The 24,500-nt window shown below is 44.8% G+C and carries 26 protein-coding genes; 19 read left to right on the top strand and 7 right to left on the bottom strand.

The window, feature by feature from the left end; genetic code table 11:
- Positions 1 to 51 precede the first annotated feature (51 nt).
- The 7 genes from QMA04_RS07895 to QMA04_RS07865 all read left to right on the top strand — a co-directional run bounded on the left by QMA04_RS07895 (position 52) and on the right by QMA04_RS07865 (position 8,398).
- Positions 52 to 1,287 (top strand): argininosuccinate synthase, encoded by a 1,236-nt coding sequence (locus tag QMA04_RS07895; RefSeq protein WP_191716058.1) that lies wholly within the window; start codon positions 52 to 54, stop codon positions 1,285 to 1,287.
- Entirely contained in the window at positions 1,284 to 2,657 is a 1,374-nt protein-coding gene (argH, locus tag QMA04_RS07890) for an argininosuccinate lyase (RefSeq protein ID WP_290184982.1), read from the top strand. The genes QMA04_RS07895 and argH overlap by 4 nt, the downstream gene beginning before the upstream one ends.
- A gap of 362 nt (positions 2,658 to 3,019) precedes the next feature.
- Complete coding sequence (locus QMA04_RS07885) at positions 3,020 to 4,774, top strand: ABC transporter transmembrane domain-containing protein (RefSeq protein ID WP_290184981.1); 1,755 nt, start codon at positions 3,020 to 3,022, stop codon at positions 4,772 to 4,774.
- Positions 4,774 to 6,558, top strand: a complete 1,785-nt coding sequence (locus QMA04_RS07880; RefSeq protein ID WP_290184980.1) for an ABC transporter ATP-binding protein — start codon at positions 4,774 to 4,776, stop codon at positions 6,556 to 6,558. The genes QMA04_RS07885 and QMA04_RS07880 overlap by 1 nt, the downstream gene beginning before the upstream one ends.
- Positions 6,559 to 6,845: 287 nt before the next feature.
- Positions 6,846 to 7,556, top strand: a complete 711-nt coding sequence (locus QMA04_RS07875; RefSeq protein ID WP_191715811.1) for a cytochrome c biogenesis CcdA family protein — start codon at positions 6,846 to 6,848, stop codon at positions 7,554 to 7,556.
- 25 nt (positions 7,557 to 7,581) lie between these two features.
- Positions 7,582 to 7,905 carry a thioredoxin family protein gene (locus QMA04_RS07870; RefSeq protein ID WP_191715810.1) on the top strand — a complete coding sequence of 108 codons (324 nt, stop codon included), beginning with the start codon at positions 7,582 to 7,584 and terminating at the stop codon, positions 7,903 to 7,905.
- A complete protein-coding gene (locus QMA04_RS07865) occupies positions 7,898 to 8,398 on the top strand; it encodes a CcdC family protein (RefSeq protein WP_191715809.1) in 501 nt (166 codons plus the stop codon). The genes QMA04_RS07870 and QMA04_RS07865 overlap by 8 nt, the downstream gene beginning before the upstream one ends.
- A 14-nt stretch (positions 8,399 to 8,412) precedes the next feature.
- Here QMA04_RS07865 and QMA04_RS07860 read toward each other — a convergent pair whose 3' ends face one another.
- Positions 8,413 to 8,847 carry a DUF2621 domain-containing protein gene (locus QMA04_RS07860; protein ID WP_191715808.1) on the bottom strand — a complete coding sequence of 145 codons (435 nt, stop codon included), beginning with the start codon at positions 8,845 to 8,847 and terminating at the stop codon, positions 8,413 to 8,415.
- Positions 8,848 to 8,967: 120 nt separating this feature from the next.
- On the opposite strand from QMA04_RS07860, the gene QMA04_RS07855 reads away from it, so the two are divergent.
- From QMA04_RS07855 to QMA04_RS07840, 4 genes are all read left to right on the top strand, one after another.
- Positions 8,968 to 9,186, top strand: coding sequence for a DUF1659 domain-containing protein (locus QMA04_RS07855; protein ID WP_191715807.1), 219 nt, complete (start codon positions 8,968 to 8,970; stop codon positions 9,184 to 9,186).
- A 21-nt stretch (positions 9,187 to 9,207) separates the two neighbouring features.
- Complete coding sequence (locus QMA04_RS07850) at positions 9,208 to 9,423, top strand: DUF2922 domain-containing protein (RefSeq protein ID WP_191715806.1); 216 nt, start codon at positions 9,208 to 9,210, stop codon at positions 9,421 to 9,423.
- A 56-nt stretch (positions 9,424 to 9,479) separates the two neighbouring features.
- On the top strand, positions 9,480 to 9,608 hold the full coding sequence (locus tag QMA04_RS07845) for a YvrJ family protein (RefSeq protein ID WP_006831430.1): 129 nt from the start codon (positions 9,480 to 9,482) through the stop codon (positions 9,606 to 9,608).
- Between the two features lie 94 nt (positions 9,609 to 9,702).
- Positions 9,703 to 10,266 carry an SCO family protein gene (locus QMA04_RS07840; protein ID WP_290184978.1) on the top strand — a complete coding sequence of 188 codons (564 nt, stop codon included), beginning with the start codon at positions 9,703 to 9,705 and terminating at the stop codon, positions 10,264 to 10,266.
- Between the two features lie 8 nt (positions 10,267 to 10,274).
- On the opposite strand, the gene mscL is transcribed toward QMA04_RS07840, so the two are convergent.
- Positions 10,275 to 10,664 carry a large conductance mechanosensitive channel protein MscL gene (mscL, locus tag QMA04_RS07835; RefSeq protein WP_191715804.1) on the bottom strand — a complete coding sequence of 130 codons (390 nt, stop codon included), beginning with the start codon at positions 10,662 to 10,664 and terminating at the stop codon, positions 10,275 to 10,277.
- Positions 10,665 to 10,937: 273 nt separating this feature from the next.
- Here mscL and QMA04_RS07830 point away from each other — a divergent pair, with 273 nt between their 5' ends.
- Positions 10,938 to 11,576 carry a lytic transglycosylase domain-containing protein gene (locus tag QMA04_RS07830; protein ID WP_191715803.1) on the top strand — a complete coding sequence of 213 codons (639 nt, stop codon included), beginning with the start codon at positions 10,938 to 10,940 and terminating at the stop codon, positions 11,574 to 11,576.
- Between the two features lie 40 nt (positions 11,577 to 11,616).
- Here the strand turns inward: QMA04_RS07830 and QMA04_RS07825 are convergent, their stop codons facing one another.
- From QMA04_RS07825 to QMA04_RS07815, 3 genes are all read right to left on the bottom strand, one after another.
- A complete protein-coding gene (locus tag QMA04_RS07825; RefSeq protein ID WP_146557340.1) occupies positions 11,617 to 11,877 on the bottom strand; it encodes a GlsB/YeaQ/YmgE family stress response membrane protein in 261 nt (86 codons plus the stop codon).
- 90 nt (positions 11,878 to 11,967) lie between these two features.
- Complete coding sequence (locus tag QMA04_RS07820) at positions 11,968 to 12,510, bottom strand: cysteine hydrolase family protein (RefSeq protein ID WP_191715801.1); 543 nt, start codon at positions 12,508 to 12,510, stop codon at positions 11,968 to 11,970.
- 272 nt (positions 12,511 to 12,782) lie between these two features.
- Complete coding sequence (locus QMA04_RS07815; protein ID WP_191715800.1) at positions 12,783 to 13,643, bottom strand: site-specific integrase; 861 nt, start codon at positions 13,641 to 13,643, stop codon at positions 12,783 to 12,785.
- A gap of 209 nt (positions 13,644 to 13,852) precedes the next feature.
- On the opposite strand from QMA04_RS07815, the gene QMA04_RS07810 reads away from it, so the two are divergent.
- The 4 genes from QMA04_RS07810 (at position 13,853) to QMA04_RS07795 (ending at position 18,035) form a co-directional block, all read left to right on the top strand.
- A complete protein-coding gene (locus QMA04_RS07810) occupies positions 13,853 to 14,356 on the top strand; it encodes a DinB family protein (protein WP_290184973.1) in 504 nt (167 codons plus the stop codon).
- Between the two features lie 141 nt (positions 14,357 to 14,497).
- Positions 14,498 to 17,212, top strand: coding sequence for an aconitate hydratase AcnA (gene acnA, locus QMA04_RS07805; RefSeq protein ID WP_290184971.1), 2,715 nt, complete (start codon positions 14,498 to 14,500; stop codon positions 17,210 to 17,212).
- Positions 17,213 to 17,311: 99 nt separating this feature from the next.
- Positions 17,312 to 17,752: an acyl-CoA thioesterase gene (locus QMA04_RS07800; protein ID WP_191715797.1), complete on the top strand. Its 441-nt coding sequence runs from the start codon at positions 17,312 to 17,314 to the stop codon at positions 17,750 to 17,752.
- Complete coding sequence (locus QMA04_RS07795; protein WP_191715796.1) at positions 17,736 to 18,035, top strand: hypothetical protein; 300 nt, start codon at positions 17,736 to 17,738, stop codon at positions 18,033 to 18,035. Before QMA04_RS07800 ends, QMA04_RS07795 begins: the two co-directional genes overlap by 17 nt.
- A gap of 250 nt (positions 18,036 to 18,285) precedes the next feature.
- Here the strand turns inward: QMA04_RS07795 and QMA04_RS07790 are convergent, their stop codons facing one another.
- Together QMA04_RS07790 and plsY are read right to left on the bottom strand one after the other, a co-directional pair.
- A complete protein-coding gene (locus QMA04_RS07790; protein WP_191715795.1) occupies positions 18,286 to 18,585 on the bottom strand; it encodes a HesB/YadR/YfhF family protein in 300 nt (99 codons plus the stop codon).
- Between the two features lie 22 nt (positions 18,586 to 18,607).
- Entirely contained in the window at positions 18,608 to 19,198 is a 591-nt protein-coding gene (gene plsY / locus QMA04_RS07785; RefSeq protein WP_203339881.1) for a glycerol-3-phosphate 1-O-acyltransferase PlsY, read from the bottom strand.
- A gap of 130 nt (positions 19,199 to 19,328) precedes the next feature.
- Between plsY and QMA04_RS07780 the strand changes: the two genes are divergently transcribed.
- The 3 genes from QMA04_RS07780 (at position 19,329) to parC (ending at position 24,254) form a co-directional block, all read left to right on the top strand.
- Complete coding sequence (locus tag QMA04_RS07780) at positions 19,329 to 19,742, top strand: CoA-binding protein (RefSeq protein WP_290185249.1); 414 nt, start codon at positions 19,329 to 19,331, stop codon at positions 19,740 to 19,742.
- A 118-nt stretch (positions 19,743 to 19,860) separates the two neighbouring features.
- Entirely contained in the window at positions 19,861 to 21,831 is a 1,971-nt protein-coding gene (gene parE / locus QMA04_RS07775) for a DNA topoisomerase IV subunit B (RefSeq protein WP_191715793.1), read from the top strand.
- Positions 21,828 to 24,254: a DNA topoisomerase IV subunit A gene (parC, locus tag QMA04_RS07770; protein WP_290184967.1), complete on the top strand. Its 2,427-nt coding sequence runs from the start codon at positions 21,828 to 21,830 to the stop codon at positions 24,252 to 24,254. Before parE ends, parC begins: the two co-directional genes overlap by 4 nt.
- Positions 24,255 to 24,500 lie beyond the last annotated feature (246 nt).

Below are 24,500 nucleotides of genomic sequence, written 5' to 3'. Positions count from 1 at the left end.
TAGTTTGTATATTCATTTCAAACATTGCATAAAAATACATTGGAGGTTTTCATATTGAATAAAAAGATTGTACTCGCATACTCAGGTGGATTAGATACATCAGTGGCCATTCCGTGGCTGAAGGGACAAGGCTACGACGTCGTCGCTGTTTGCCTGGATATCGGGGAAGGAAAAGATTTGGACTTCATTAAACAAAAAGCGCTTCAAGTCGGAGCGGTTGAAAGCTATATGATCGATGCAAGAGACGAATTTGCAGAAGAATATGCATTAATATCATTGCAGGCGCATACGCTATACGAAGGCAAGTACCCGTTAGTATCTGCGTTATCGCGTCCATTGATTTCGAAAAAATTGGTAGAAATCGCTGAAGCGACAAACTCTACTGCTGTAGCACACGGCTGCACTGGAAAAGGGAATGACCAGGTACGTTTCGAAGTATCCATCAAGTCATTGAATCCGAACCTTGAAGTGGTAGCGCCTGTGCGTGCATGGGCTTGGTCACGTGATGAAGAAATCGCTTATGCAAAAGAGCATAACATTCCGATTCCGGTTAATTTGGACAGCCCGTTTTCTATCGACCAAAACTTATGGGGCCGCGCAAATGAATGTGGCGTATTGGAAGATCCATGGGCTACACCGCCGGAAGAAGCTTATGACATTACTTCTTCACTTGAAAACACCCCAGACACAGCAGACATCGTCGAAATTGAATTCGTCAATGGCGTACCGACTCAATTGAATGGCGTTTCGTACTCATTCTCTAACTTGATCCTTGAACTAAATGAAATTGCCGGCAAGCATGGAGTGGGAAGAATTGACCATATCGAAAACAGATTGGTCGGCATCAAATCGCGTGAGGTCTATGAAGCTCCTGCTGCCATGACATTGATTGCTGCGCATAAAGAGTTGGAAGACATCACATTGGTAAAAGAAATGGCTCATTTCAAGCCGGTTATTGAGAAGAAACTGACAGAATTGATCTATGAAGGACTATGGTTCTCTCCATTGCGTGTTGCGCTCGAAGCATTCTTGAAAGAAACACAGGCTTATGTCAACGGAACTGTACGTGTGAAATTGTTTAAAGGACATGCAATCATTGAAGGCCGTAAATCACCTAATTCTCTATACAGTGAGCAATTGGCGACTTATTCTACGGATGATACATTCAACCATGAATCTGCAGTCGGCTTTATCGAATTATGGGGCCTTCCAACAGTTGTCAACTCGATGGTCAATAAAAAAGAAGTTACAGTACCTGAAGATTTGAAAGAGAAGGTGAAAGCATGACCAAACTGTGGGGCGGCCGTTTTCAAAAATCGGCCGAACAGTGGGTCGATGAGTTCGGTGCTTCAATTTCCTACGATCAAAAATTGGTGATGGAGGATCTGGAAGGCAGTACGGCGCATGTAAAAATGCTGTCTGCCTGTGGCATCCTTCCGGAAGAAGATGCAAATCTGATCTTATCGGGTCTTAAAACGCTGAAACAAAAAGCACGGGACGGCGATTTGGAGTTCAGTGTATCGAATGAAGACATCCACTTAAACTTGGAAAAGCATTTAATAGATGAAATCGGACCTGTCGGCGGCAAGCTGCACACTGCAAGAAGCCGAAACGACCAGGTAGCAACTGATATGCATCTGTATTTAAAAAACCGCGTCCAGGAAATCATCGAAGCCATCACGGCGTTCCAGGATGCTATTGTGGCACAAGCGGAAACGCATGTAGAAACGGTTGTTCCGGGCTATACCCATCTTCAGCGTGCCCAGCCGATTTCCTTCGGCCATCACTTGTTGACGTATTTCTGGATGCTGCAGCGCGACAAACAGCGGTTAACGGAATCGTTGAAGCGTATTGACATTTCTCCGCTTGGAGCGGGAGCGATGTCGGGCACGACTTTCCCGATTGACCGTGAATTGTCAGCCGAGCTATTGGGCTTTTCAAACGTTTACCAGAACAGCTTGGATGCTGTCAGCGACCGTGATTTTATTTTGGAGTTCCTCAGCAATGCGTCCATGCTGATGATGCACATGTCCCGTTTTGCGGAAGAAATCATTCTGTGGTCAAGCGAAGAATTCCGCTTTATCGAGCTGGATGATACCTTCTCAACGGGATCGAGCATCATGCCCCAAAAGAAAAACCCGGATATGGCGGAGTTGATCCGCGGTAAGACAGGCCGTGTCTACGGCAATCTGTTTGGCTTGCTGACTACCTTGAAAGGCCTTCCGCTTGCTTACAATAAAGACATGCAGGAAGACAAAGAAGGGATGTTCGATACGGTCCATACGCTGATGGGATCGCTGCCGATTTTCGAAGGCATGATCCGCACCATGACCGTCCGTACCGATTCCATGGAAAAAGCCGTTCATTCGGATTTCTCCAATGCGACGGAATTGGCGGATTACCTCGCTGCCAAAGGCATGCCGTTCCGCGAAGCGCACGATGTAACCGGAAAACTGGTTTTCACATGCATCCAGCGCGGTTATTTCTTAAAAGACCTGCCTCTTGCAGATTTGCAGGAAGCAAGTCCATTGATCGATGAAGACATATACAATACGTTGATGCCGAGAACTGCAGTAGAGCGAAGAAACTCACTGGGCGGCACTGGTTTTGAACAAGTACATCATCAATTGGGACTTGCCAAGCAGCTCATCGGGTAAAAAGTCCATCTCTATAAAGCCGTTGGCGGTTGGTACCCGCTGCCGGTCCATAAAAGCCGATTTTCCTCTTCCCCTATGGAAAATCGGCTTTTATTTTTTTTGCCTTTTTTTCTGAAGAATGATTGAGGTATACAGAGAAAAAGAAGTTCAGCCGCAAGACTGATTTATTTTGCAAATCGAAATATTCTCTTTCCAATAGTTAACAGGCTTTGGTAAAATATATGAGATAAAAATATCGGTACCAGCTGAATTTGTCTATGTTTTGCATGAACGGCAGGCAAAAAAAGTCCCATTATTCACGTAACTAAAAAATGGCTCAGTGGGTTATGAGTAAAACATTAAAAAGCAAGGGGCAAGATGCGATGAAAGTCTTTTGGGAGCTAGGCTGGTTTTTCAAAGAACGCAAAAAGCAATACACATTGGGGATCCTGCTGTTGCTGATGGTGGCATTTCTTGGTGTATTGCCTCCGCGCATTATCGGATTTGTAGTGGACCGCATCAGTGAAGGCAGCTTGACGCCGGAATACCTTGCGACATGGTTGGCCATTTTGGCTGGCGCCGCTTTAGTGATGTACGTGCTGCGCTACATTTGGCGTCTGTTGATATTCGGTTCCTCCATCATTTTGGCACGTAATCTGCGGGCACAGCTGTTTCAGCATTTTACACAGATGTCTCCGGCTTTCTATCAAAAACGTCGTGTCGGTGATTTGATGGCACATGCCACCAATGATCTGCAGGGGGTGCAACAGACAGCGGGTGCGGGTGTACTGACGCTGGTCGACTCCATCGCGACCGGCGGCTTCGTCATCGCGGCCATGGCACTCACCATTGATTGGAAATTGACTTTGATTGTGCTGTTGCCGATGCCGTTGATGGCTTATATGACCAATTATTACGGAAAATTGATGCACGAGCGGTTTCACGGGGCACAGCAGGCTTTTTCAGGGCTTAATGACAAAACCCAGGAAAGCATTTCCGGAATGAAGGTCATCAAAACCTTCGGCCAGGAACAACAAGACATCGATGATTTTAAAAGTTTATCGGAACGTGTGGTGGAAGAGAATATCCGAGTGGCGCGTGTCGACTCTTTATTCGATCCGACAATTTCCGCGATTATCGGCATCTGTTATTTTCTGGCCATCGGTTTCGGCTCTTATTTCGTCGTGAATGGGGAGATGACCATCGGAGATTTGGTCGCTTTTACTGCCTATCTCGGGCTTTTGGTATGGCCGATGTTGGCGTTCGGCTGGCTGTTCAATATTGTGGAACGCGGGCGTGCCTCTTATGACCGCATTCGGGCATTGCTGGCAGAACCGGTTGATATCGATGACCGCGATGATGCCGTCGATGAAGAACCTTCGGGAAGCTTGTCCTTTTCAATTTACCAATTCAAATTCACCGGTGACGAGCGGGCGGCGCTTAAAGATGTCCACTTTACTGTCAAACAAGGTGAAACTTTGGGAATTGCAGGCAAGACCGGTTCGGGGAAATCCGCTATCCTGCGTCTGCTGCTAAGGGAATTTGATGATTATGAAGGTTTGATCCTATTTGGCGGAATATCGATCGATTCCTATAAAATGCAGCGTTTGCGTCAGGCGATCGGCTATGTCCCACAGGACCATTTCCTGTTTTCGACAAGCATTGCCGGTAACATTGCATTCGCGCAGCCAAATGCCGGTCTCCAGGAAATTCAGGAAGCTGCATCATTGGCCCATATTCATGAAGACATCGAGAACTTTACGGAAGGCTATGAAACAATGGTGGGAGAGCGCGGCGTGTCGTTGTCTGGTGGGCAGAAACAGCGGATTTCGATTGCACGGGCATTGCTGAAAGAGCCGGAGCTGCTGATCTTGGATGATTCGCTGTCTGCCGTGGATGCCAAGACAGAAGAAGCGATTTTGCAGTCACTGAAGACGACACGGAGCGGAAAAACCACCATCATCACTTCACACCGTTTAAGCGCCATCCAACATGCCCATCAGATTTTGGTGATGGACAAAGGCACCATTGCGGAAATCGGTTCGCACGAAGAATTGATGAAGAAAAAAGGGCAATACTATGAAATGTATGAGCTGCAGCGATTGGAAGCGCTCGTCGAACAGGGAGGCGAGTTGTAATGTTGGCTAAAGAAACTCAAAAACAACAGGAACTTACCGGACGGGACCAATTGATTGTGTTCAGACGCTTGCTGAAATACTTGGTGCCGCATAAGAAAATGCTGATTTTGGCGATGGGGCTGTTGATTTTGACGGTGCTTGGAGATGTCCTTGGCCCTTTGCTCATTAAAATATTCATCGATGATTATTTGACGCCCGGAAACTTTCCGACAGGGCCGATTATAGGATTGGCAGGCGCTTATTTGTTTATTCAAACATCCAATGTCATCATCAGTTATTTTCAACTGTTGAAATTTCAGGAAGCGGCATTAAAGATTATTCAGCAGTTGCGGATTGATGCTTTTGCGAAAGTGCATGGGTTGGGGATGCGTTATTTCGACCAGACTCCAGCAGGCGGCATCGTTTCTCGCGTCACCAATGACACCGAAGCCATCAAGGAAATGTTCGTCACTGTCCTTATCGGCTTTATCCAAAGCGCCTTTTTGATTGTCGGCGTCTACATCGCCATGTTTTTCCTGAATTTCCGATTGGCCCTTATTACCCTTCTGCTGTTGCCGATTCTTGGGTGGATCATTTACCTGTACCGAAAATACAGCTCGGTATTTTACCAGGATCTAAGGGAACGCCTCGGGCAATTGAATGCCAAATTATCCGAATCAATTCAGGGGATGGGGATGATCCAGGCTTTTGGCCAGGAGACAAGGCTGAAAGATGAGTTTAATGAGATCAACGACAAACATTGGCAGGCCGGAAAACGCAATATCAAAATTGATGGTCTGCTGCTGCGTCCAGCGATTGACCTCGTCTACGCATTGGCGCTCATCATGCTGCTCAGTTATTTCGGCATCACCTCATTTTCAAACACGGTGGAAGTCGGCGTCATCTATGCATTCGTGACATACATCGATCGCTTTTTTGAACCGATCAATCAAGTGATGCAGCGGCTGTCGATTTTTCAGCAAGCGATCGTGGCTGCTTCCCGCGTCTTTTTGCTGCTGGATGAACAGGAGAAAGCACCCCGGCAGTTTGGCACTGCTGGTGAAATCACAAATGGCGAAATCGAATTTCGCAATGTCAGTTTTTCCTATGATGGCAATAAGGAAGTGCTGAAGAATATTTCCTTTAAAGCTAAGCCAGGGCAAACGATCGCTTTAGTCGGCCACACCGGCAGCGGAAAAAGTTCCATCATTAATTTATTGCTGCGTTTTTATGAATTCGAAAAAGGGGAAATCCTGATTGACGGCAACTCAGTAAAAGAATATGAAACAGATGAACTGCGCAGGAAAATGGGGTTGGTGCTGCAAGATCCTTTCTTGTTTTACGGAACGATCGCCAGCAACATCCGGTTGTATGATCAAACACTGACGGACGATGAGGTCCGAAAAGCTTCAGTATTTGTACAGGCCAACCCGTTTATTGAAACTTTGCCGCAAGGCTATAACCAGCAAGTTACAGAACGGGGCTCGACATTTTCGAGCGGGCAGCGTCAATTGGTGGCATTTGCGCGGACGATGGCAACCGATCCCAAGATTCTGGTGCTCGATGAAGCCACCGCGAACATTGACACGGAAACTGAAGTGGCTATTCAAGCCAGTTTGGAGCGCATGCGGCGTGGACGAACGACGATTGCGATTGCGCATAGGCTCAGCACCATCCAGGATGCGGATTTGATTTTGGTGCTGCATAACGGCGAAATCGTCGAGCAAGGAACACATCAGCAGCTGCTTTATCAACGCGGACTGTACCACAAAATGTATTTGCTTCAGAATGGTATTGTTGAGTGAAAATGAACGGCTCAGGCCGTTCTTTTTTATTTCATAAATTTTATCCGATTTTAAGTAATGCTCTTTTTTACTTACTATGTAGTAAACTACAAAAGGTTTTAGGCTAAAACCTAAACACGTCAACAAGAAAAAAACAGTGGCAAAACAGAAAAAGAGACATTCAGCAGGGGTTTAAGCTACCAAAGAGAACAATTAGGCATTTGTCCACAAAGATTTCACAGGCGCAAGGGCGGTGTTTCGCATAAATATTTGGTAAGATGGGAGAAGTATAGGAAGGAGAATTACCAGTGGCATCTGATATCAATTTATTTTTGGCTTTTGGAGCCGGCTTTTTAAGTTTTGTTTCACCTTGTACTTTGCCTTTGTATCCTGCATTTTTATCCTATATAACAGGTATGACCATGGATGAAATCAAAAACGATAAAAAAGTCATGCAACGCCGGGGCATGTTCCACACCTTGTTTTTCCTTTTAGGGTTTTCAACAATTTTTATAGCCCTCGGATTCAGTACTTCATTTTTCTATGAATGGTTTATCCGATATGATGAATTGATTCGACAGGTAGGCGCAATCTTCATCGTCTTATTCGGATTGATGATTGTTGGTGTCTTCTCACCGAAATTCCTTATGCAGGACCGCAAGTTCTCATTTAAAAACCGGCCTTCCGGATTTTTTGGGACATTTGTTATCGGATTGGCATTTGCAGCTGGATGGACACCTTGCACAGGACCGATTACAGCAGCTATTTACGCTCTTGCTGCCACCAATCCGGGATCAGGTGTCTGGTACATGCTGGCTTATGTTTTAGGGTTTGCGATTCCATTCTTCGTCCTATCGTTCTTCGTGACGCGTATGGGTTGGCTGCGCAAGCATAACAAGAAAATCATGAATATTGGCGGTTACATTATGATTGCAGTCGGAATTCTGCTGTTCTTCGACGGTTTGACGTATTTAATCCGGATCATGAGCCCAGTCTTTGGTGATTTCCAAGGATTTTAAAACAACAACTAAGTAGGTGAGCAAGATGGAAATCATTTCTGCGATAGAAGAATATCAATCAAAAATTGCACAAGAGCAATCATTTCTGTTATTTGTAAAAACGGAAAATTGCTCGGTTTGTGAAGGGTTGCGTCCGCAGGTCGAAGCGTTCGAATCCGATTACGGGCTGCCTTTCTATTTGGTTAATGCGGCAAAAGTGCCGGAATTGGCAGGACAGTTGATGCTTTTTACTGCACCGGTTATCCTGTTGTTCCGTCAAGGGAAAGAAATTCAACGATGGGCGCGGTTCGTGCCTATCGATGAATTGCGCCACCGGTTGGATGAACTGGAGGAGAGTTTGAATGTTTGATCAGATTCCTTCAGAAGTCTATTTGATTATCACTACCGCCGGGGCATTCGCTATGGGGTTATTAGCCATGTTTGTCCGTTCGAAATCGGCAAAAAAACCGGCATCGGTCAAAAAAATCATTCTGCCGCCTTTCTTCATGTCGACTGGTGCGTTAATGTTCATTTTTCCAATCTTTCGTGTAGCACCTATACAGATTCTCGAAGCATTAGGTGTCGGTATTCTTTTCTCGACTGTCTTGATTTGGACTTCGAAATTCGAAGTCCGTGATGGTGAAATTTATTTGAAACAATCGAAAGCCTTTGTTTTCATCCTGTTTGGGCTATTGCTTCTGCGCGTAGTTGGAAAAGTGGTATTAAGCTCTAGCATTGATGTCGGCGAATTAGGAGGCATGTTCTGGATTCTGGCATTCGGAATGCTTTGGCCATGGCGTTTGAGCATGCTTTGGCAATATAAAAAAATCGCAGCAAAAGGTAAAAGCGCTGTTCCCATCTAAGGGAGCAGCGCTTTTTATTGTTCAAAATATTGCTCGTAAGGGCTTACGTCAATCTTGAGTTCAGCTAACTTTTTCCGCAAAAACTTATGGTCACGCTTTGGTGTTGCCAGGATGTATCCACGGATAATATGTTCCAGTTTCATCTTTTTAGCTTTTTCTTCAAGCAGAACCTGTCCGATCCTGCCCGCGATTTTCTGTTTTGCAACCGGACGGAATAAATCAGGAACAGGTTGCACCAGCTCATTCAACATCGCTTTTTCTTCATCCCCCCATAAATGGATGGTTTTATCGACATAATATTCTTCCCAGTTCAAATCTGAAAGGCCATCTTCCTTTGGCATGGACTTGAGGAACTTTCTGAACATGAAATATCCGCCAATCGCGAATAACCCAACCAGCACCACAACCCAAAATAGGATAAACCATAAAAACCAGCCACTCAGTTCCATATTGTTTCACCTCGTTTTTCCCATTACTTCTATTATAGAAGGGTTTGAAAAGAAATTCATTAAAAATGTATCTCTTTTTTTCATCTGTGTCTATATAGCGAATGAAAGGAGGTGGTAAACATGGCCTTTAGTGATTTTAAAAACGCCAGCATCCGTTGCACTTACGAAAACGGCTTGGATGCCAACGGCAAAGTAAAGAAAAAGATTAAAGCGTACCACAATGTGAAAGAAACAGCAGCCACAGACAACATTTTCGGAGCAACAGCTGTACTGGCAAATTTCGGAACAAGAACGTTGATGGATGTCGAGAAACAATCGACCATCACGATCTACCAATAATCGGCATAGGGGGAATGGAAAATGGCTAAAACATTGGAATTGATTTTTACAACCACTGCTGGGAAAGACGTCACTTTGACTGTAGAAGAGCCACGGGAAAATATCAACGATGCAGAATTGCTGGCAGGAATGCAGGCAATCATCGCTCAGGATATTTTTGAAGTGGAAGGTTCTTCATTCGCATCGGTAAAAGGTGCGCGTGTGGTTGAACGGAATATTGTAGAGTACGCAGTATAAGCAAGAAGCTCTCCTGATTTGGGAGAGCTTCTTTTTCAGTAGAAAGGAGTGAAACTATGGCTGAGTGGATGCAATGGATCCAAGAACTCGGATTCCCCATTTTTGTGTCATTTTATTTGATGCATCGTGTGGAAACGAAACTGGTCGCGATTCATGACGCATTGATTACATTAAAGCTGTCCTGACTTCACAAATTCGTGACAATGGCAGCGCGATATGTATTGTGCGGATTCTGCGCTTTCGCTATGATAAGGATGACGGAAGAGTGGAGGGCATTTTATGCGATATACTTACTTTTTGGCTTTGCTCAGCCTGGTTCTGCTGTTAACAGCATGCGGCAGTTCAACAATTGAGGATTTCTCCTATACAGACCATCGGGGAGAACCGGTGTCTCTTGAAGATTTAAAAGGAACGCCATGGCTGGCGACTTTTATGTTCACGAATTGTGAAACTGTCTGTCCGCCAATGACTTTCAATTTAAGCGGGATTCAGGAAGAGTTGGAAGCTGAGGGAATTGAAGATTATAAAATAGTAGCGTTCAGTGTCGATCCGACTGTGGATACGCCTGAGACGATGCAAGATTATTTAGCGAAGTATTCGGTTCCTGATGAATCAAAATGGCACCTGTTGACGGGGTATACACAACCCGAAATAGCTGAATTTGCGAAAGATAATTTCAGTTCTTTTGTCAAAAATGATCCTGAAAGTGATCAGGTCATTCATGGTACCGCTTTTTATTTAGTGGATCAAGAAGGAACCGTTGCCCATAATTACGACGGTTTTGAAGATGTGCCGGTAGAAGAGATCAAGGAAGACTTGCGCGGATTAATTGAAGGGAAGTAAAAAACCGGTCAAAGACCGGTTTTTTCTTTGCCCAAAAGATCTCTGATTTCGAGAAGGATTTCCTGAGTTTTGTCCAGGACTTCCGGTTCTTCGTCGGCAGGTACATCTTTTTTGCGTTTCAGTTTGGTGAAAACGCGGATCACCATGAAGATGGAGAATGCAATAATAAAAAAATCGATGATAGCTTGGATAAATAGCCCGTAATTCAAGACTACGTCATTGAAGGTATAGCTCCAATTCTCCACGCTGATTCCACCGACCAAAATCCCGACCAGTGGCATAATGATGTCTTCCACCAAAGAAGAAACAACTTTCCCGAAAGCGGCACCGATAACGACTGCTACTGCAAGGTCAAGGACATTTCCTTTTAAGGCGAACTTTTTAAAATCTTCCCACATAGTATTCACCTCCTCTGTTCATTTGTTTAGTTTATCAGAAATATTCTGAAAAATAAAGAAATACAAGAGTGCTTTTGAAAGAGCACCGGTGTATGGAACGATATAGTCTGGAAGCTATGTTACACTAAAAGATATAGATAAAAAGCAACTTAAATCATTAGGGACTCGTCTCTATTGATTGTCAGTATTTAATCAAGCTTTAACAGCTAGCTATTTCCGCTTGGAAAAGTGGAGTTATGTTGTCTGTTGAAACGGGATAATAGGTGTGTGTAAATGAAAAAAAAGAAACTACCCATGAAATGGAAGCGGAAAATCGGTTGCCTGATCCTTTTGGTGCCAGGGGCCATTGTCTTAGCGACACTAGGAATCCTTGTTTTTATGCTGGCCAATTCGGCTTCTGTGTTCACTACGCTCAAAGAAGCACCAAGCCACTTGATAGAGATGGAATTTCCAGAAGAAAATATTCCGCTTTACAAAGATGCGGCTGAAGTATATGGCATTCCATGGACGTTGCTGGCTGCGCATCACCGGATCGAAACAAGATTTTCGACAATGGATCCGTTGCTGTCTCCAGTAGGGGCAGAAGGGCATCTGCAATTTATGCCTTGTACGTTTGTGGGATGGAGACATCCGACTTGTTCTGGGAAAGGCCAAGGCGAGATCAGCGAAGAAGACAAGACCAACCTCGAAGTAATCGCTTATTATGGCGGTTATGGAGTTGACGGCAATGGAGACGGCATAGCAGATCCTTATAATTTAACGGATGCACTGTACAGTGCAGCCAACTATCTGTCCCTAAATGGAGCAGCGGATGGGGATTTGGAAAGAGCGATTTTCCAGTACAACCATAGTGAGGAATACGTAGCAGATGTTCTTCATTATTATCATCTTTACGAAGAAGATTATAATTGACGGCAAAAAAAAGAGTGGACATATGTCCACTCTTTTTTTATTAGGCTCTACGGCCTTTTCTCATAGATCCCATAATCAGGCTAAGAACGAATACGAAGATCAAAGCACCGATTAATGCAGGGATAATAGCTACGCCCCAAATGACAGGACCTAAATCTCCTAGAATCAATCCACCTAACCAGGCACCTACGATACCTGCGATGATGTTACCGATAATGCCGCCTGGAACATCCTTACCTAAAATCATTCCTGCGATCCAACCGATGATACCGCCCATAATAAGGTATAAAATAAAACCCATTTTTTCCAGCTCCTTTTAATGTAATGAATAAGTGCTACACTCTAGGTATAACCGGAATCAGGACGTTTGAAACATAAAAGAGAAAAAAAGTTATAAAACGTGTGCGCCCAAGGTAGTGCTGAAGTGGCGCAGGGCCCAATCATGGCCAGCTTGATCAAAACTTGCAACAGCATTTTCATGAATGAATATTTTATAGCCTTTGTTATAGGCATCGACCGCAGTATGCAGTACACAGATATCTGTACAAACGCCTACGATATGGATTTCTTCAATTTTTCGTTCCCGCAGCAGCAATTCCAGGTTGGTACCGGCAAATGCACTGTATCTGGTTTTGTCCATCCAAATGATCCGGTCGGCATTGGCTTTATAGACTTCTGCTAGGCGGCCATAAAGTTCTCTTCCGGCAGTTCCTCTTATATTGTGGGGAGGAAAGAGTTCTGCTTCCGGATGAAAGGCGTTGGTTTTTTCATGAAGATCAACCGGCATAACCACCAGCTCTTTTTCAGTCAAAAATTCTTCTGTCAGATTGCAAATCGCTTCTTCAATAGCCTGTCCTGGTTTTCCGCAGGTTAAGGCTCCATCATCTGCTACAAAATCTATTGTATAGTCGACAACCAATAATGCTTTCTTCATAAAATCACTCCAATCCTTTTTCTTGATTATAGCTAAAAGCAGGAGAAAGAAACAATGCTTGCCATCTTCATTCGAATTCAGTATAATCAGACTATTCATAAGGGAGGGGTGGTCTTGATGCAATACGAAAATGTTGAGAAGCTTGACAGACAAGCTTTAATATTTGTGGTCCTTCATACATTGCTTATTTTTAATTTTGCATTGGATTTCGGTTTCTTGACATGAAGCGAAACAAGCAAAAGCCTATCCCGTTTTCAATGGGATAGGCTTTTTTAATGGGTGCCTCTTTTCAGGCGGACCAAAGAATCTTTTAGGATTCGGGATGCGGAGTCGAGTGAAACTCCTAAAATTTCCTGGATTTCTTCCAAATTCTTATGCTCCACAGAGTAAAGGTAATATACATAAGCAAAACGAATATCACCTGACCTCATGGGCATGCCGACAAACGAGGAAAGGGCTTCGGTGTAATCGGACAATGAACCCATCTGGAACATGGTGTATTCATTTTTCACTTTCGAAGATAACAGGTAAGGCGTACCGCGAAAGACGGCGCGTTCAATTCCATCCAACATAACAGGGATTTCTTTGTCTGTGAATTCAAGGCGGCATTGATAGCCGTCTTTTTTCTCGACTGCCAACGCCAGCTGACCATCTCGGTCATCAAAGTTATCGATATCAATAGCCACCATATCCCGCAGGCGAAGGCCGCGCAGGTAAAGGATATATAAAATCTTAGCATTTAATGAAAGGTGATCGGCTTCGAGCACCGCGTCTTTCTTTTTCAGCAGGTCTTCGTAATCCAAGTGAATATCGGAAGGGGTCAAATCCAGTTTTCTGTTGAATTTGAACTTGGGCATAAAATCGTTGGGAATGCGTCCGATCTGCCACATATAATCGAACCATCTTCTTATATAGATCAGTTTTCGGTTCAGTGTGCTGTCTTTGATGCCGGCAGCGTGCTGGTCCTGCAGAAATTGCTGAATATCGGAAGGACGGATTTCGTGAGGTTCCACCGGTCTTTTGTACGTATGCCTAAGAAAAGCGAAGAGCGAGCGGATCAATTGGACTTCATGGACAACCGTGTTGGGGCTGATGCCGTTGTCCAATCGGAATTTCTCGTAACCATAAGGCATAAAGCGTCACCTCTTCTAAGGGATTTCCTTAAATTATACCATTAATACAGGTAAATAGAACGTATTTTCCCTTTCGTTCCTATTTTGAAGAAACCAATCTCATTTTTATTCTTTCTATAGAAGAGAAAAGAAAATCTATCGCCATAAATGTATATAAACCATTCGATTTAGGGTATGTTAATAAGGATAGGCAATTAGAGGAAACGAAGGTGCATACTGATATGTTCAAAGAAGACAATGCCAAAATCAGGAACCAGATTCTGCAGGCCGTAGAAGGGATGCCTGATGAAAAGCTGAACAGAAAACCGACACCTGAAGAATGGTCACCTATTCAAATCTTGGATCATCTTCAATTAATGGAGACAACTGTCGCCAAAGGCGTATCCCGTGAGCTGAAAAAAGAAACTGGTGAAAAAGCGGTGAAAAAACCGATTGCGTTGACTGTCAGCCGTTCTTTTAAAGTGGATGCTCCGAAACACGTAGTGCCCACCGAAGACTTTGTTACACTCGAAGAAATGAAAGAACGCCTGAATGCTTCCCATAATTTCCTGTACGAAGTGTACAGCCAGGCTACGCCTGAACAGCTGAAACAAAAATCAATGCCGCACCCGGTCTTTGGGAAAGTACCTCTGGTCCAGTGGTTTCCATTTGTGGGCTTACACGAAAAGCGCCATTTCAAGCAACTGCAAGAGACCTTAAGCAAACTCGATTGAGTCGAAAGAAAGTCATTCGAAAAACTTATCACATTGTATAATTTTAATGTAATTTACTTATGCTCAAGCATTAGGTATGATGGAAGAGGAGAAAAGTGCTGTCACGAGCCTTTTCAGAAGATTTAAAGGAGGAACACACAAATGGCAAAGAGCAGTTTGCACAACAGCCGCACTTCTTTTGAGCTAAATGGCAAAACGTTTAACTATTATCGTTTAGCAGCATTAGAAGAAGCAGGGATCGCTAAAGTATCACGCCTTCCTTATTCAATCAAAGTCCTATTGGAATCCGTATTGCGTCAGCACGACGGGTACGTAATCAAAGATGAGCACGTTGAAGAATTAGCAAAATGGGGCAAAGACGCTAACAAAGAAGCTGAAGTTCCATTCAAGCCGTCACGCGTTATCCTTCAGGATTTCACAGGCGTACCAGTAGTCGTTGATTTGGCTGCACTTCGTTCAGCTATGGCTGAAATGGGTGGAGACCCGAACAAAATCAACCCTGAAATTCCAGTGGATCTGGTTATTGACCACTCGGTACAGGTTGACAACTACGGAACACAAGATGCACTACGCATTAACATGGAACTTGAATTCGACCGCAACGCTGAGCGTTACCAATTCCTTAGCTGGGCTCAAAAAGCTTATGACAACTACCGTGCAGTTCCACCCGCAACTGGTATTGTTCACCAAGTAAACCTTGAGTATCTTGCAAACGTTGTCCATGCTGTTGAAAATGCGGATGGTACTTTCGAAACATTCCCTGATACATTAGTCGGTACAGATTCACATACGACAATGATCAACGGAATCGGTGTTCTTGGATGGGGCGTAGGCGGTATCGAAGCAGAAGCCGGTATGCTTGGGCAGCCTTCATATTTCCCGATTCCTGAAGTTATCGGAGTTAAAATGACTGGCGAACTTCCAAACGGTGCTACTGCAACCGATTTGGCGTTGAAAGTTACACAAACTTTGCGTAAAAAAGGTGTTGTAGGTAAATTTGTTGAGTTCTTCGGCCCTGGTGTTACAACATTGCCACTTGCTGACCGTGCAACGATTGCCAACATGGCTCCAGAATACGGCGCAACTTGCGGATTCTTCCCAGTTGACGAAGAAGCGCTTGACTATATGCGTTTGACTGCACGTGATGCAGACCAAATCGCTGTCACTAAAAAATATTTGCAGGAGAACGGCATGTTCTTCACAGTTGACAACGAAGATCCGATCTACACAGACCTTGTGGAAATCGATCTTTCTGAAATCGAACCTAACCTTGCTGGACCAAAACGTCCACAGGATTTGATTCCTTTGTCTCAAATGAAACCTGAGTTCAACAAAGCTGTAACAGGCGAAGAAGGACCACATGGTTTTGCACTTGATGCAGCTGAAATCGCGAAAACAGCAACAGTTAACTTCAAAGACGGCAAAACTGCCGAAATGAAGACTGGTGCATTGGCGATTGCGGCAATCACGTCTTGTACAAACACTTCTAACCCGTACGTAATGCTTGGTGCTGGATTAGTAGCGAAAAAAGCAGTAGAAAAAGGATTGACTCCACCTGCTTACGTGAAAACTTCATTGGCGCCGGGATCTAAAGTCGTTACAGGTTACTTGAACGATTCTGGTTTGTTGGACTACATGAACCAAATCGGATTTAACCTTGTTGGCTACGGCTGTACAACATGTATCGGTAACTCGGGTCCATTGCTTCCTGAAATTGAAGAAGCGATCTTGGACAACGATCTATTGGTATCATCTGTATTGTCAGGTAACCGTAACTTTGAAGGACGTATCCACCCGCTTGTTAAAGCTAACTACTTGGCATCTCCAATGCTTGTTGTTGCTTATGCACTTGCTGGAACTGTGGACATCGACTTTGAATCTGAGCCGATCGGCAAAGACAAAGAAGGAAAAGATGTCTTCTTCAAAGATATCTGGCCTTCAACTGAAGAAATCAAACAAGTCGTTAAAGACACAGTTACTCCAGAATTGTTCCGCAAAGAATACGAGCACGTATTCAACGAGAACGAAGCATGGAATGCGATTGAAACTAACGACGATTCATTGTATGAGTTCGATGCAACATCAACTTATATCCAAAACCCGCCATTCTTTGAAGGTCTTTCTAAGGAACCGGCACCGATCCAAGCACTATCCGGCCTTCGTGTAGTTGCGAAATTTGCAGACTCTATCACGACTGACCACATTTCACCAGCTGGTGCCATCGGCAAAGATACGCCAGCAGGCCTATACCTTCGTGAAAACGGCGTAGAGCCACGTAATTTCAACTCTTACGGATCTCGCCGCGGTAACCACGAAGTTATGATGCGCGGAACTTTCGCTAACATCCGTATCCGTAACCAAGTAGCTCCAGGCACAACTGGCGGTTACACAACTTACTGGCCAACGGGCGAAACAATGGCGATCTACGATGCTGCTATGAAGTACCAGGAGCAAGGCACAGGACTTGTTGTCTTGACTGGTAAAGATTACGGCATGGGCTCTTCACGTGACTGGGCTGCTAAAGGTACATTCCTTCTAGGCATCAAAACAGTTATCGCTGAAAGCTATGAGCGTATTCACCGTTCAAACCTTGTGATGATGGGTGTTCTTCCATTGCAATTCGTCAATGGCGAAAGCGCGGATTCTCTTGGTTTGACTGGCCGCGAAACAATCAGCGTCAACTTGACTGATGACGTGAAACCTCGCGACGTCCTTACTGTTACAGCTACTGCTGAAGACGGTAAAGTGACTGAGTTCAAAGTATTGGCACGTTTCGATTCTGAAGTCGAAGTGGATTACTTCCGCCACGGCGGCATCCTGCAAATGGTGCTGCGCAACAAATTGCTAGAAGTATAAGATTTATTCATGTGAAGGCTGCCGGGGAATTCCCCGGCAGCCTTTTCTGTTACATAAAGAATGAGATTTCTTGTATACTAATGTAGAGGTGAAATGGACATGTACATAAGTGAAAAAGAAATAGAAATCCGTTACGCAGAAACCGATCAAATGGGTGTGGTCTATCATGCCAACTACATCATTTGGCTGGAAATTGGCCGTACAAAGCTCATTGAAGACCTGGGATTCACCTATGCAGGTATGGAAAAGGACGGGTATTTATCCCCCGTAACAGACATCTCCATCCAGTATAAGGCGGCACTCCGCTATGGACAGAAAGCTGTTGTCCGGACGTGGGTCGAGGAGCATGGCCGGTTGCGGACCAAATATGGCTATGAAATTCTCCATGAAGATGGAACGATCGCCGCTACCGCAATCTCTGAACATGTCGTGGTCAAAAAAGACAACTTCCGACCAGTGTCCATCAAAAAGATTTATCCCGAATGGCACGCCAAATACGAAGAAATCAAAAAGCAGGTGGCCGATGGCGTTCGGAATTAAAAGGGACGAATTGAATCGCTGGAAACAGGATGTCACGGACGGCCGAATTGCTTTCTTGACGCATTACTGGGTGGATGAGCGTTTTCCCGGCTGCAGCACCGTGACGAAAGTGGGTTGCTGCGACATGGACAAATTGGAGGAATGGGGCAAAAAATACGGATTGAAACGGGAGTGGATGGATTTGCGGGGAGATTACCCGCATTTCGATCTTTTCGGCGATCGGCAACGGGAAATCTTGGAGACTGAAGGTTATCTGGAGCAATTAAACAGATTTCATCGGTAAAAAAACTCTTTATTCTACTCGAATTGCCGAAAGATGTGCGGACGAAAAGGCTCGTGATTTTCGGGGGAGTACGTGTAGCAATATTATTCAACTGATAAATTTTGTTGCAATTCCCAGGTCTTGAACATCTAAACCACTCTTGAATTTATCCGGAATACATCGAAAAAGCTGCCGTTAACTGTCTTGATTTTGACAGTTAACGGCAGCTTTTATGCATGAGAATGTATAAAAAAACCAACTATTCATTCATTTAAGCGTTCTGTTTTGAGTATGAATAATCAAGTTCGTGCAGGTCATCATTAACCGTGACCTGAAGATCATGTCCATCAAAATACCAGACATCGCTTTGTTCAATAAAGTAGGTGACCTGGTCTTCCTCCACCTGAACAGCCATTTCATGAGGCTGATCTTTAGTGACGCCCAAAGAAAATCCGGGCTGAAGCTTGCTTGCACCTCCGTAGCGGACAAAAAACCTGACCGACTCACCGGGAGACACTTCCATTTCTTCCTTAAACCAATTGAATGCGTCGTCACTGATTTTGATTTGCATATGGCACGTCCTTTCGCAGATGTTACCAGTTGATTTTTGGTTCTGTACCCGCACGGATTCTGGAAATATTAGCCCGGTGGCGGAAAATGATGAAAATCGCTAAAATGTAGATGACGACCATAAACAAGTAATCACCGGTGATCACTCCATAGATGGTGGTGTAGATGATGAACACCACAGCCAAGATGATTGAAGACAAAGATACCATTTTGGTGATTTTCAATGCAATCAATAGCACTGCAACTGCCATGATGAATAGTGGCCATTGGTAGCCCAACAGAATGCCGCCTGAAGTTGCAACTGCTTTTCCGCCTTTAAATTTGGCGAATACAGGATAGATATGGCCAATGACTGCAACAACCCCGAATATCAATGGATGGATATCAGTAGCAATGTACAGGGGAATCAATGTAGCAGCGGTCCCTTTCAGGATATCCAGCAGCGTAACGGCAATGCCTGCTTTTTTGCCGAGAGTCCGGAATGTGTTGGTGGCGCCCAGGTTGCCGCTTCCTTTTGTGCGAATATCGGTATTGTAGAATAACTTTCCGATCCACAGAGCAGATGGAATTGAGCCGAGCAGGTAAGCTAATAGAATAGGAAGCAATGTACTCATGATAAACTCCTTTAAAACAACCTTATTTTGTAGTATCAGTTTACCATGACTGAAGATCTTTGAACAATAGATGGCAGATTATTCAACAGGCAAGACGAAATCGTGTATGATAGAATAAAAAGGACAGGTGATCATCTTGAACAATCCTAGCCGTGAAGAAATCAAAAACGTACTCGACAATGCGAAAACCATCGCTGTAATCGGGCTCAGCCCTAATCCGAGCCGAACATCCTATATGGTTTCGGAAGCTATGCAACGGGCCGGTTACCGCATTATCCCAGTTAATCCGCAGGCAGATTCCGTACTGGGCGAAAAAAGTTACGCTTCTTTGAGTGATATTCCAGAAAAAGTGGATATCGTCAACGTTTTCCGGCGCAGTGAGTTTTTGGAAGATATCGCTGATGAATTTATGAAAATCGATTGTCCAGTTTTTTGGACACAATTGAATGTAGTGGATGAGAATGTATTTAATCGATTGGCTGATGCAGGCTATACGGTCATCAAGGACCGCTGCATCAAAGTGGAACACGCCATTCTGAAATAAGGCATTACCGCTAAGAGCGCCCAGCGCTCTTTTTCTATGAAGTTTGACAGATGGCCATAGAATAGAATACGATTAAGAGAGAGAATTATACGAACAGATGTTTGTTGGAGGGAATTAGATGGCTAAAATTCAAAGCACGGCATACAACGAAGAAGCGATCCAAGTACTCGAGGGCTTAGATGCCGTCAGAAAACGGCCGGGGATGTATATCGGTTCAACGGACACACGCGGACTTCACCATTTAGTCTATGAAATTGTTGATAACTCAGTTGATGAAGCGCTTGCAGGCTACGGAGACAGAATCACCGTTACGATCCATGAAGACAATAGCATCAGTGTGCGGGATTATGGACGCGGCATGCCTACAGGAATGCACCGCAGCGGCAAACCCACGCCAGAAGTGATTTTGACGGTTTTGCATGCTGGAGGGAAATTCGGACAAGGCGGCTATAAAACAAGTGGAGGCCTGCACGGAGTTGGTGCGTCAGTGGTCAATGCACTGTCCAAGTTTTTGGAAGTCACTATTTACCGCGATGGCAAAAAATACCGCCAGCGTTTTGAAAATGGCGGCAAACCGGTCACCACATTGGAAGAAATCGGTTCAACGAAAGAAACCGGTACAGTCATTCACTTTTTGCCGGATGACGCCATTTTTTCCGTAAGCAAATACAATTATGAAACATTGTCAGAACGTCTTCGCGAATCGGCTTTCTTGCTGAAAGGACTGAAGATCGAGCTGTTCGATCAACGGACAGAAGCCAAGGATGTTTTCCATTACGAAACCGGTATTGAAGCATTCGTCTCTTATTTGAACGAAGAAAAAGATGTGCTGCATCCAGTGGCTTATATCGAGGGGCAGCAGGATGAGATGGAAATCGAGTTTTCTTTCCAATTCAACGATGGCTATTCCGAGACGATTTTGTCATTCGTCAATAACGTCCGTACTCGTGACGGCGGTACACATGAAACCGGCGCAAAAGCAGCGATGACCCGAGTCTTCAATGATTACGCAAGAAAAATAAATCTCTTGAAAGATAAAGATAAGAACCTGGAAGGCTCGGATATCCGCGAAGGGTTGGCAGCTATTGTTTCTGTCCGCATTCCCGAAGGGATGCTGCAATTTGAAGGACAGACGAAAAGCAAGCTGGGTACGAGCGAAGCACGGAGCATCGTCGATTCGGTCGTGTCCCAAAAATTAATGTATTTCCTGGAAGAAAACGCCGATCTCAGCGCATCTCTGGTACGCAAAGCGATTCGGGCATCACAGGCTCGCCTGGCTGCTAGAAAAGCACGGGAAGACGCACGAAACGGCAAGAAACGAAAAAAATCGGATGCTTTGCTATCCGGTAAATTGACGCCTGCCCAATCCCGAAATGCTGCAAAAAATGAATTGTACCTGGTGGAGGGAGATTCGGCCGGCGGCTCTGCAAAACAGGGGCGCGACCGAACATTCCAAGCGATTTTGCCGCTGCGCGGGAAAGTCGTCAACACTGAAAAAGCAAAACTTGAGGAAATCATGAAGAACGAAGAAATCTCGACCATTATCCATGCCATCGGCGGCGGGGTATCTTCGGATTTTTCAATCGACGACATTGCTTATAACAAAGTCATCATCATGACGGATGCCGATACGGATGGTGCGCACATCCAAGTGCTGCTGCTGACGTTCTTCTTCCGCTACATGAAGCCTTTGATTGAAGCAGGCAAAGTCTTCATCGCGTTGCCGCCACTGTACAAAGTCTCCAAAGGCATCGGCAAAAAAGAAGTGATCGACTATGCATGGACAGAAGCCGATCTTGATGAATCCATCAAAAAAGTCGGAAAAGGCTATATGCTGCAGCGTTATAAAGGTCTGGGTGAGATGAACGCAGACCAATTGTGGGAAACGACCATGAACCCGGAAACACGGACACTGATCCGCGTAACCATTGAAGACAGTGCCCGTGCAGAACGCGGCATCACGACGTTAATGGGTGACAAAGTGGAGCCGAGACGCCGCTGGATTGAAAACAATGTCGACTTCGGACTGGAAGAAGACAGCAATATTCTTGAAAATGATTTGATTCACGCTGAGGAGGAACTTGTATGACACAAACCGAACGATTTCAAGATTTGCCACTGGAAGAAGTAATCGGTGATCGGTTTGGCCGTTACAGCAAATACATCATCCAGGACCGTGCACTGCCGGATGCCCGTGACGGCTTAAAACCCGTTCAGCGCCGGATTTTATATGCGATGTACCACGAAGGCAATACCAATGATAAAGCGTTCCGGAAATCAGCAAAAACTGTCGGTAACGTTATCGGTAACTACCATCCACACGGTGACAGTTCGGTTTATGAAGCGATGGTTCGCTTAAGCCAGGACTGGAAGATCCGCCACATGCTCGTTGAAATGCACGGCAACAACGGATCGATGGACGGCGATTCGCCGGCTGCAATGCGTTATACAGAAGCACGCCTGTCAGCGATTTCATCTGAATTGCTGCGGGACATCGACAAACGCACCGTTGACTTCATTCCGAACTTTGATGATTCGGATATGGAGCCGACCGTTCTGCCAGCACGTTTTCCGAACCTTTTAGTCAATGGATCAACTGGTATTTCTGCCGGCTATGCGACTGATATCCCACCTCACGCCCTTCACGAAGTGCTGGATGCGGTACTGATGCGCATGGACAATCCACAGGCAACCGTTGCTGAATTGATGACCGTCATCAAAGGACCAGATTTCCCGACAGGGGGCATCATCCAAGGGGTGGACGGCATCCGTAAAGCTTACGAAACCGGTAAAGGCAAGATCATTGTCCGCTCAAAAGCGGAAATTGAACCATTAAAAGGCGGAAAAGAACAAATCGTCATTACGGAAATTCCGTTTGAAGTCAATAAAGCCAGTATGATCAAGAAAATCGATGATCACCGCTTTGACCGCAAACTCGAAGGGATTTCTGAAGTACGCGATGAATCCGACAGAACTGGCCTGCGTATTGTCATTGAACTGAAAAAAGATGTTCAGGCTATAGGCATCCTTAATTATTTATACAAAAATACCGATTTGCAGGTCAGCTACAATTTCAACATGGTGGCGATCCATAATCGCCGGCCAACGATGATGACCCTGCAAACGATGCTTGACGCCTATATTGAACACCAAAAAGAAGTCATCACCAAGCGCTCGGAATTTGATCTGCAAAAAGCAAGCGACCGCATGCATATTGTGGAAGGCTTGATGAAAGCTTTGTCGATTCTGGATAAAGTGATCAAAACCATTCGTTCTTCAAAAGATAAACGGGATGCTAAAAACAACTTGATTACATCGTATGATTTCTCTGAAGCTCAATCAGAAGCGATTGTGTCGCTGCAATTATACCGTCTCACCAATACGGACATCACCGATCTTCAAAAAGAAGAGCAGGATCTGAAAAAACTCATCGCTGAGTTGACCGGCATCCTGACCAGTGCAACCAAGTTGAAAAACGTCATCAAAAAAGAATTGGCAACGATCCGCAAGAAGTTCGCCGAACCGCGCCGTTCAGTCATTGAAGACAAAATTGAAGAAATCACCATTACACGCGAAATCATGATTCCGAGTGAAGAAGTGGTCGTGACGGTTACGAAGGAAGGCTATGTCAAGCGGACCAGCACCCGTTCGCATGCGGCTTCCAACGGCAAAGATTTTGCGATGAAGGAATCGGATTATTTGTTGTTCGAAGGCAATTTGAACACTCAGCATATGATTCTGATTTTCACTACAGCCGGGAATTTCGTTTACCAGCCGATCAACGAATTACCGGACATCAAATGGAAAGACCTCGGCCAGCATTTATCAAGCATCGTCCAATTGGATGCGAATGAATCGATCCTTGCCGTCTGCCCATTTGAGAACTTTGATGCGGATGCCAGTATCCTGACCGTATCGAAATTCGGCCAGGTTAAACGTTCAGCTTTAAAAGACTATCATATCCAGCGGTATTCGCGTGCCATTAAAACCATGAACTTGAAATCTGGCGATGCCATGATATTCGCTGGATTGGTGACAAAAGAGACGGAACTGTTCATCGGAACCAACCAAGCATATGGTGTTCGTTTCCCGATGGATGAAGTGCCGCTTACTGGACTTCGCACCGCCGGAGTCAAAGGCGTCAACCTGAAGGACGGCGATGAAGTTGTTTCTGCTGTGATGATTGACCCGGAAGTGAAACAGGAACTTGTGCTGGTGACCCAACGGGGAGCAGCTAAGAAAATGAAGCTTCAGGAATTCGAAAGTGGCAGCCGCGCGAAACGAGGCGTAGTGATGCTGCGCGAATTGAAATCAAATCCTCATCGTGTCGTCGCCGTTATTGGGGCAACCGGAAAAGAAGAGATTCTGCTTGAAACAGCTAAAGGAATACGAATTCCATTGGTTGCCAACTCACTAAAAAATGTGGACCGTTATTCAAACGGATCATTCATTGCTGATGAAGCGACAGACGGCAAAGTAGTTGCTGCTTACCGGATTGAAACAAAAGAATAAACAAATTAACCCACTCCTTTGAATGCAGGAGTGGGTTTTATTCATTCATTCGACAAGGCGGGGAATTGGTTCATTATTCATGTGAAGTCCTTAAAAAAGCAATGGGTAACAAATGGGTAGAAAAGTGAATATCGATGAATGTAAGGAACTAGAGTAAGGCCTGAATTTTGTTGAAAAAAGGTGTGGAATTTCATAGCAAGCAGTCATGAAAAAACTTTTCAACAAATTGTCGCAATCTTCTAGACA

Origin of the sequence: Planococcus sp. APC 3900 (assembly GCF_030407735.1) — a bacterium.
Lineage (GTDB): Bacteria > Bacillota > Bacilli > Bacillales_A > Planococcaceae > Planococcus > Planococcus notacanthi.
This window is presented reverse-complemented; position numbering and strand designations above follow the sequence as displayed.